This window comes from Rothia sp. HMSC08A08 (assembly GCF_001808385.1).
Classification (GTDB): domain Bacteria; phylum Actinomycetota; class Actinomycetes; order Actinomycetales; family Micrococcaceae; genus Rothia; species Rothia dentocariosa.
This window is the reverse complement of sequence record NZ_KV793086.1, coordinates 1-6169: the sequence shown is the minus strand read 5'-3', so window position 1 is coordinate 6169 and position 6169 is coordinate 1. Positions and strand designations below refer to the sequence as shown.

At 52.6% G+C, this 6169-nt stretch carries 5 protein-coding genes; all 5 read right to left on the bottom strand.

What is annotated here, in order from left to right; all coding sequences use genetic code 11:
- Positions 1 to 472: 472 nt before the first annotated feature.
- Entirely contained in the window at positions 473 to 1831 is a 1359-nt protein-coding gene (gene dnaB / locus HMPREF3164_RS10760) for a replicative DNA helicase (RefSeq protein WP_013398176.1), read from the bottom strand.
- A 111-nt stretch (positions 1832 to 1942) separates the two neighbouring features.
- Positions 1943 to 2806, bottom strand: a complete 864-nt coding sequence (locus HMPREF3164_RS10755; protein ID WP_070450981.1) for an SDR family oxidoreductase — start codon at positions 2804 to 2806, stop codon at positions 1943 to 1945.
- A 43-nt stretch (positions 2807 to 2849) separates the two neighbouring features.
- Positions 2850 to 4055 (bottom strand): nucleotide disphospho-sugar-binding domain-containing protein, encoded by a 1206-nt coding sequence (locus HMPREF3164_RS10750; protein ID WP_070450980.1) that lies wholly within the window; start codon positions 4053 to 4055, stop codon positions 2850 to 2852.
- A gap of 140 nt (positions 4056 to 4195) precedes the next feature.
- On the bottom strand, positions 4196 to 4996 hold the full coding sequence (locus HMPREF3164_RS10745; protein WP_004005957.1) for a class I SAM-dependent methyltransferase: 801 nt from the start codon (positions 4994 to 4996) through the stop codon (positions 4196 to 4198).
- Positions 4997 to 5739: 743 nt separating this feature from the next.
- Positions 5740 to 6057 (bottom strand): hypothetical protein, encoded by a 318-nt coding sequence (locus HMPREF3164_RS10740; RefSeq protein ID WP_004005956.1) that lies wholly within the window; start codon positions 6055 to 6057, stop codon positions 5740 to 5742.
- Positions 6058 to 6169: the final 112 nt, after the last annotated feature.

Genomic DNA, 6169 nt, shown 5'->3' with positions numbered 1-6169 from the left:
AAACACGCATGCAGAGATCATCATCAGCCGGTCAGTGATACTGCCACTCCATTTTGAGTGACAACCTATGCAACTATACTCGCTTTCATCAAGAAACACAAGTTAAAAACTTTATGCCTCACATCACAAATATTCAAAATTCATTCAATTTCTCATGGTTGTAAAATTACCGTGCGAACGTAAACATGAATTTCAAATTATGCACTGTATAGTTGGTTTTGCCGCAAGATCTCGGGGTTTTTACCTCCCCTCGCCGCGGCGACTCATACAACTATACAGAGGCTTTCCGTGCTTTGCAAACCAGAATAATATGCAGTACATCACATAATATTTTGGGTGTTTACTTCCATGAAAACCTCATTCACGAAAAATCCTTTATACTCCGAAAATTCTTAAAGACTCAAGGCGCTGCCCTCCCGGTAAAATACCGGTCAAGCAACGCCTTTCTTACGCTCAAATGCGCTAGAATCCGCTAATACTGCTGCGGTGGAGTTTCAGAAGCCATGTTATTAAACCGCGAGTACTTACCGCTAAATGCCAAGGGAATAGTCTTCGTTGGGCCGCCACGATGCTTCGCAATAATCATGTCTGCTTCGCCCACACGATCGCTATCGGGGTTGTACATATCCTCACGATGCAGCAGAATCACCATATCCGCATCCTGCTCAATCGAACCGGACTCACGCAGATCAGAGATCATCGGGCGCTTATCGGTGCGCTGCTCCGAACCACGGTTCAGCTGCGAGAGCGCAATGACCGGAACTTCAAGTTCCTTCGCCAAAAGTTTGAGACTACGGGAAAACTCCGAGACCTCTTGCTGACGAGACTCAACTTTCTTACCCGAGCTCATTAGCTGCAGGTAGTCCAGCACCACAAGCTGCAATTGATTGCGCTGCTTAAGACGACGGCATTTCGCACGAATCTCCATGAGCGTCATGTTCGGCGAATCATCAATAAAAAGCGGTGCACCGGTTATTTTCCCCTGCAGGGTCGCCAGGTTGGTCCATCCCTCCTGGTCAAGATCTCCCTTCTTGAGGCGGCCCATCGAAATGCGGCCCTCCGCCGAAAGCACACGCATTGCAAGCTCGGTGCGACCCATTTCCAAAGAGAAAAAGACCGTCGTCATATCATGGTGAATCGCTGCAGAACGGGCGATATCCAGTGCCAAAGTCGATTTACCCACGCCGGGGCGCGCGGCAACCACAATCATCTGCCCCGGATGCAAACCACCGGTGAGCTCATCAAACTCAATAAAGCTCGTGGGCACGCCATAAACACCATCCGGGCGGTTCGAGTTCGCATCAATCTCGTTCATCGTGGCTTCTAAGGCATCTGAGAAGGTAACGTAATCCTCTTTCGCGTTGCCATCTGAAATTGCGTAAATCTCAGATTGTGCCTGATCAACCAGCGAGTCTACCTCGCCCTCGCTCGTGTAACCGAGCTGGGCGATCTTAGTGCCAGCCTCTACCAGACGGCGCATAACCGCGTGTTCCTTGACGATCTCAGCATAATACTGGGCATTCGCAGCGGTTGGAACCGAAGCGATAAGCGTATGCAGATATGTTGCCCCACCGACTCGTGTGAGTTCACCGCGGCCCTTGAGCTCATCCGCTACCGTAATCGCATCGGCGGGGTTGCCGTGACCGTACAGAGAAATAATTGCCTCATAGATCAGTTCATGCTGCGGCTTATAGAAATCTCCCGCATGCAGAGTCTCTACTACATCGGCAATAGCGTCTTTAGAGAGCATCATGCCGCCCAGCACCGACTGCTCCGCGACATCATCGTGCGGCAGGGTGCGAGAACCATAATCGATGGCAGTTTCAGACATGCTTTTTCCTCAAAATCGCGTTTTTATCCGATGTTTATGGCGTTCCAGAAGCAATTTCTGCAGAACTTCTATGCTAGTTTCTCATGAACGCTTGTTGAAATGTACACCGCCTTATAAATTCTGTGTCTGTTCCCGGTAGAACTCTCGAAGACTATTCGTTCCCGTCGGCTCCCCCACACAATCATGCGTTAAGCCCCACAGCATAAACGATAAAGTATCGGCCACGCGCGGTTTGATAAGGCCGATCCCCTTCACCACACCGTCTGCTAACCGGGGCGGGATAACCGTGATCTTCGCGGGGCGTCCCACCGCCTCAAAAGCGTACTGTGCTACCTCGCGCCACGAGAGAACCTCGGGACCACCAATATCGTAGGATCCCTCCTGAGCAGATTCCACCTTATCAAGACAGTATGCGGCAACATCCGCCCCGTGAATGGGGTTAAGCCGCCCTTGCGGTCGCAGAAGATACACCCGGCCGCGGCGTGCCATCTGCGCTATAGCGCTCATATCCGAGAAGTATCCACTCGGGCTCACCACCTGATGCGCCAGCGGCGACTGGATCAATGCCTGCGCGAAAGCCGTTTTCGCACGCGTGAGCTGCGAACGAATCGACTCGGCGTGTATGGCGTTCACATAGCAGAAACGTGTGACATCATGGGCGCGCGCAGACTCCAATATATTTAGGTTCGCACGGTAGTCAATATCCCAGGGATCGGCCTTCTGCCGAGTTACCCCTAGTGCCGAAATAACCGCATCAACGCCATCGCACACCCCGGCTGTCAAGGAACGGTCGGTTACATCACCAACCGCCCATTCATCTACCATGTTCGTCAGCGATGGTGCACCCCACGCCCCAGCACTCTCGGCCCGAGCCTTATCGCGCACCACGGCACGCACCCGATGCCCGCGACGATGCGCCTGCTCCACAATATGACGCCCCACATAGCCCGATGCTCCAACAACCAAAATATTCATCGTTTCACCTCGCTGTGGTTCTGTGAACAAAGTTTCGCACCCTTTAGGCAGGATTACAGTCTTTGAGATAGCCCTCAATCACCTCGACGGCGCGGGTTGGACCGTCCATGCCGCGCATTGCCTTGCTGAGCTGTCGAGCCTTGGCGCGCATGGTCTCATCTGAAAGTAAACGATCCAGAATGCCGTGCATCTGACCTCGGTGCACATCATGTTTCGCGAAGCGCAGGGCGTTGCCGTACCGCACACATTCCTCAATATTCCAGCGTTGCTCAGCCTGCATGGCGATACCCGCAAACGGTACCCCCGCCAGACACGCTGTCTGCACGGTTCCTTCACCACCGTGCGTAATTGAGGCATCAATGTGCCCGGCAAGCAGATGAGCCGGAACAGTTCCCGCACGGTGAATATTATCGCCCAGCGAGCGCGCATCAGCATCCGCTAACAGCACCCCATCACCGACCAGCACATCTACCGGTACCGTTGAAAGTTGCCGCAGCACCGCCGCCAAGATATGCGAAGACCCGGACGAGCCCATCCCCACGTAGATAAGTGGTCGCTTTTTAGGTTCCCGAACAATCCGCGGAAGTTCACCGGGAGCACGGTAGTAGATAGGTCCCACGCTGATGTCTGGAGCTGTTAACGAATCGCCGCGCAGCTCGGTAAAAAGAGAACAGATAAGGTTTACGTCAGCGCTGAACATGTCGATGGTACGGCGCGGGAGTTTGATTCCGTATTCGCGGGCTACGCGAGTGAACGAGGCTGGTTTATAAGATATTGTCCGAGCCAGTGCGCGTAACCATCCCGGTGCTGCGGGGGCTTCACCGGCAGGTTTCCCAGAAAAATAGGTCATTGAATATGCGTAAGGGCGCGCATAGAAAATAGGTACACCGGCGATGCGCGCGGAGATCAGCATAGTCGGGTTAGAGCCGATCACCACAGCATCTGCGTTAAAGTCACGAATAGCAGCAAGTTCTACGGTAACCCTCTGGCGTACTTTCTCGGTGGTGAAGGGATGCCGCACTCCCCTGCCTTGGTCAAGCGCCATGAGTTGTTTCGCTTCGGCATCAGTCATGATGGGTTCACGAAGATGCACGGGAAGCCGCGCGCTTTCCAGCAACCCACGGTATTTGGGCGAGTATATATGGAAGAGGACTTTGTGCCCTCGATCTTGAGCAACACGCGCTATTTCGATGCTGCGCGTGGTTTCACCCATATTAAAGCTTTCGGGAGAGAAAAGAATACGGCTCATTGTCTTCTCCAGTGGGGGGGCGTACACATGCTTGAGTGGGATCTACGCCTCATATATATCTAGTGTAAAACGGAGCCTCAGTAATCCGCCCACTGTATCGGGAAAACTCAGGCTCCGTTTTCTGACCGCGCAAATCGTAGTTATTTCTTCCGTAGAACCAGACCGATAGCGCCTATATGGTCGGCGTGACGGCGGAAAACACTGCGCATACCCAGCACGCGCTCACGAATCTGCGGTTTGCGTGCAAGGTTGAACATGATCTTGGCGAGTCCGCCCACCCCTTCATCGGCAATCATGCGTTTGGGTTCCAGAAGAGCCATCTCGGTTTGATATACGTCTAACACCTCAAACCCGGCTTCTTCGGCAAGGCGGGTCCATTCGGCAACCGTAAGCGGGCGTGCGTTCACGCGAATGCTTCGTGCCAGGTCCTTCTGAATTTCTTCCTGAATCTCAGGGCGCAGGTAGTCAGGGGTTAGCGATAGCTCGTGAATGGCATAGTAGCCGCCCGGCCGTAGGATGCGCGCCGCCTCGCGCATAATTTCCAGCTTGTGCTTGTCGGTCTGCATGGTCAGCATAGCCTCGCCCACCACCACGTCGTAGCTGGAATCGGGCAGTCCGGTCTCCTGCGCCCCGGCATTCACGACCGTGTAGTTGGGGTTGTCTCCGATGCGCCCGCGCACGATTTCAGCCGCCTTTGGATCAAGGTCTACACCGGTGTAGGTCTTGGGGCTGCGTTTGACGATTTCGAGCGCCGTAATGCCTAGTCCGGGTGCAAACTCAACCACGTCGATCTGCCCACCAAGCGCGCGGCTGAGCAGCCAGTTTGTAGTTTCGCGCCCACCGGGACGAAGGACTTTCTTGCCGAGTTGGGCGAGCAGCCAGTGTCCGGCGGCTTTTTCGGCGGGACGATCGGTACCGGGAACGTTCGGGGTTTTAGGCACGATAAATCTCCTGTGATAATTCGTATTTAATATGCAAAATTTTTATGCTCTAATTCTACACTCCGTCATGAGGTAGCCGCATTCTTCTTATGCTGTATCTTACAAGCCTCCTGTCACGCTGGTACTACGCCATTGTTTTCTGTGGCTTTATGTGCGGAACACAGACTAAGGGTTAAACGAAACTGAGACCGAACCCGAAGATTCGATCTCAGCCTCAATCACACACACATACATACGAAAATCAGAGCCACTTCCGCTAAGGAAAGTCCAACTTTCAGATAGTCCTCTTGAACTACCTGATATAACTATGACCCGTCAACCTTTATTCCTCGTGAGTTAAACCTTGGGAATATCTGTGAATGCGAGGGGTTGTGTGTGCTGAAAGCACAAGATGAGGGATTGAGCTTCCTTACAGGGCATATATATCGCAGAGAATTACACGCTGTATTCGGTACCGTGCATGAGATTGTGATAGCCGCCCGGAAGAAGGCGAAATTTTTAAAACTGAAAAGCGAGGCTACACAGTAGCCTCGCTTTTCAGTTCCACGAGAGCATATCCACTCTCTGAAACACACACATTCACATCGCAGTCCTCTCGAACCAACACTTCTAGTTAACCGTAGTTACCTTGAGGAACCTTGGGGTTTGGCTGAAAAACACCTGAAAGTCCCCGCAAGAAATACTGGGAAGAGCGTCAGTCCGATACCTCAGCATGCAGAGCGCAATCCCCGCGCGACAGTAATTTAGCCGTTAGAGTTCAGAAGAGCATCAGCCAAAACCACGGTCACCGGGTTTATCAGCACCGATACCGCCGCCAATACAATATTTGCAATGCGATGGCGCACAAACCGAATAAGCCCCACTATGGCACAGATAAAGGCGATCACAGAGGTAAAACTACCCACGATTATCGTGATATAAAACAGGATGGCATTCACCGTGAGCGAGGGAAAAGGAATAAAAGCAAGTATCACAAGTACAACACTTACTGCCTCGAAGATGATGCCGACCCGCAAAAGTTGAGTGCTGGGGGGAAGGTGATTGAAAGATTTTTTCGCCATATATCTAGCCTAACCGAGAGTAGCTCACAACAGTGATCCTTGATGTAACAGCAAGTGCCGCCTCCCAGCCAGTATATATTCAGGAGGCGGCACTTCCTCTTATCCGATGAGC